General features: G+C 68.5%; 4 protein-coding genes. 3 read left to right on the forward strand and 1 reads right to left on the reverse strand.

The genetic code is table 11. From position 1 onward, the window contains the following. Window positions 1-172: 172 nt before the first annotated feature. Window positions 173-364, reverse strand: a complete 192-nt coding sequence (locus tag IH13_RS0118275; RefSeq protein WP_031085765.1) for a hypothetical protein — start codon at window positions 362-364, stop codon at window positions 173-175. 264 nt (window positions 365-628) lie between these two features. Here IH13_RS0118275 and ftsE point away from each other — a divergent pair, with 264 nt between their 5' ends. The 3 genes from ftsE to IH13_RS0118290 all read left to right on the forward strand — a co-directional run. Beyond that, window positions 629-1,318: a cell division ATP-binding protein FtsE gene (gene ftsE, locus IH13_RS0118280; protein WP_031085767.1), complete on the forward strand. Its 690-nt coding sequence runs from the start codon at window positions 629-631 to the stop codon at window positions 1,316-1,318. Window positions 1,319-1,353: 35 nt separating this feature from the next. Beyond that, window positions 1,354-2,274 (forward strand): permease-like cell division protein FtsX, encoded by a 921-nt coding sequence (ftsX, locus tag IH13_RS0118285; RefSeq protein ID WP_031085768.1) that lies wholly within the window; start codon window positions 1,354-1,356, stop codon window positions 2,272-2,274. A 68-nt stretch (window positions 2,275-2,342) separates the two neighbouring features. Next, a partial coding sequence (locus tag IH13_RS0118290) for a S41 family peptidase (RefSeq protein ID WP_037841719.1) occupies window positions 2,343-2,953 on the forward strand: 611 nt, incomplete at its 3' end.

Here is a 2,953-nt window from a genome sequence, read left to right on the forward strand (position 1 = left end):
GTATCCTGCCGCGTCTGGCCGGGGGCAACCGTACGGCTGTCTGAGCGCCGTAGACGTACGTAGACGTACACAGAAGGGCCCGGGAGAGGCGTCACGCTTCTCCCGGGCCCCTCCGGTGTCCGAGGAACCTCAGCGCCCGTACACGCCTCTTCGCCGACGCCCGGCGTCTGCCTCAGGCCGCCTGGTGCGCCAGCAGGGCCAGGGCGGCCACCAGGATCACCATCAGCGCGATCAGCATCGCCGGATTGAGGCCGGCGAACGGGCTCTGGTCCTGCATGCGCTCCCGGCTCGCCCGGCAGACGCGGCAGCGGCCCTCGGCCACGGGTGCCGCGCAGTTCGCGCACACCAGTCGGTCATAGGTCATGCGCTTTCCTCCTCCCGCGCGGCGGAGCCGCATGTTCACGTCCTCTCCGCACAACGCTCCGGGAAACGCAACCGTTCCCCTTCCCTCCACTGTGCCAGCTCGGGAGGGATTCGGCGCGGCCCGCACGGCCGGGGTCCGGCACGCCCCGGTTCGTTCCCCGCCGCGTTCCGGCATAAATCGCTCATTGTCGGACGCCGACTGCACGCCCCAGCCCGGTTCGCGTATGGTCACGCTCACCTACTCCCGGCCGACCGTGGTGCATCCGTGATCCGATTCGACAACGTCTCCAAGACCTACCCGAGGCAGAGCCGCCCCGCTCTCAGGGATGTCTCACTCGACATCGAGAAGGGCGAGTTCGTCTTCCTGGTGGGGTCCTCGGGCTCCGGCAAGTCCACCTTCATGAGGCTCATCCTCCGTGAGGAGCGGGCCAGTCAGGGCGCGGTCCACGTCCTCGGCAAGGACCTGGCCCGGCTGTCCAACTGGAAGGTGCCGCAGATGCGTCGCCAACTGGGCACGGTCTTCCAGGACTTCCGGCTGCTGCCCAACAAGACGGTCGCCCAGAACGTGGCCTTCGCGCAGGAGGTCATCGGCAAGCCGCGCGGTGAGATCCGCAAGGCGGTGCCGCAGGTGCTGGACCTCGTGGGGCTCGGCGGCAAGGAGGACCGGATGCCCGGTGAACTCTCCGGCGGTGAGCAGCAACGTGTCGCCATCGCGCGGGCGTTCGTCAACCGCCCCATGCTGCTGATCGCGGACGAGCCGACCGGCAACCTCGACCCGCAGACCTCCGTGGGCATCATGAAGCTGCTGGACCGGATCAACCGGACCGGCACCACCGTGATCATGGCGACCCACGACCAGAACATCGTCGACCAGATGCGCAAGCGCGTCATCGAGCTCGAGCAGGGCCGTCTCGTACGTGACCAGGCGCGCGGCGTCTACGGCTACCAGCACTGAGCACCCGCACGAGCATCGAGTACTGAAAGGACGCCATGCGCGCCCAGTTCGTCCTGTCGGAGATCGGCGTCGGTCTTCGTCGAAACCTCACGATGACCTTCGCGGTCGTGGTCTCCGTCGCCCTCTCGCTCGCTCTGTTCGGCGGCGCGCTGTTGATGCGCGAGCAGGTCAGCTCGATGAAGACCTACTGGTACGACAAGGTCAACGTCTCGATCTTCCTCTGCAACAAGAACGACGCCAAGGACGTGCCCAAGTGCGCCAAGGGCGCCGTCACGGCGGAGCAGAAGAAGGCGATCAAGGACGACCTGGAGAAGATGGAGGTCGTCCAGAAACCGGTTCTCTTCGAGACGGTCGACGAGGCGTACAAGCACTACCAGGAGCAGTTCGGCGACTCGCCGATGGCCGGCAACATCACGCCGGACCAGATGCAGGAGTCGTTCCGGGTCAAGCTGAAGGACCCGCAGAAGTACAAGGTGGTGGCGACGGCCTTCGCGGGCCGTGACGGCGTGCAGTCCGTCCAGGACCAACGCAGCATCCTGGACAACCTCTTCGGGCTGATGAACGGCATGAACGTGGCCGCGCTGTTCCTGATGGGGCTGATGCTCGTCATCGCGCTGATGCTCATCGTGAACACCGTCCGTGTCTCGGCGTTCAGCCGGAGACGTGAGACGGGCATCATGCGGCTGGTGGGTGCCTCCGGCTTCTACATCCAGATGCCGTTCATCATGGAGGCCGCCTTCGCCGGTCTGATCGGCGGCGTCCTGGCCTGCGGACTGCTGCTGGCCGCCCGCTACTTCCTGATCGACGGCGGTCTGGCCCTCAAGGAGAAGCTGAACCTGATCGACTTCATCGGCTGGGACGCGGTACTCACCAAGCTTCCGCTGGTCCTCGCCATCGGGCTTCTGATGCCCGCCGTGGCCGCGCTGTTCGCGTTGCGCAAGTACCTGAAGGTGTGACGAGCGCCCCGTGTGGCATGCGGCCGACGAGCCGTGTGCCGACGGGGCGTTGTCCTACACTCGGGCTCATGCCGGGCCATACACACCGTTTCGGACCCCGTGGCCTCTGCCGCGGGGCGGCCCTGACCTTGGTGTTCGCCAGCGTGCTGGCCACCGCGGCGGCCACCGGGTCCCTGCCCCGGGAGGACACCGAGGGCGTGGACACAGAGGCTCGGGCCGTCTCCTCCGTGATCGTCCCGGTGGACCGGAAGGAGATCGCGGACGCCGCGGCCGACGCCGAGGCGGACGGGAAGTCCGGCAGCGACGCCGCCGAGGAGGTCGTCAGCCGCAGCGGGGACCGCTGGGGCGCGGTGTACGACGAGCGGGAGTACGAGGAGTTCGAGCAGGCCCTCGACGGTACGTACACCGGGGTCGGCCTCTCCGCGCGCCGTTCGGCCCGGGGCGACGTGACCGTGACGGACGTCCATCCGGGAGGGCCCGCGGACCGGGCCGGGGCGCGCGCGGGCGACCTGCTCCTGTCGGTCGACGGCCGGACCGTCGAGAAGCGCCCGGTCGCCGAGGTGGTCGCCCTGCTGCGCGGGGACCGTACGGAGGCGGCCGAGGGGTCCGAAGTGGTCCTCGGCCTCCGGCGCGCGGGGCGCACGTGGTCGGTCACGCTGCGGCGGGCCCGCCTCAGCAC

Origin of the sequence: Streptomyces sp. NRRL WC-3549 (genome assembly GCF_000721935.1) — a bacterium.
Taxonomy (GTDB): Bacteria; Actinomycetota; Actinomycetes; order Streptomycetales; family Streptomycetaceae; genus Streptomyces.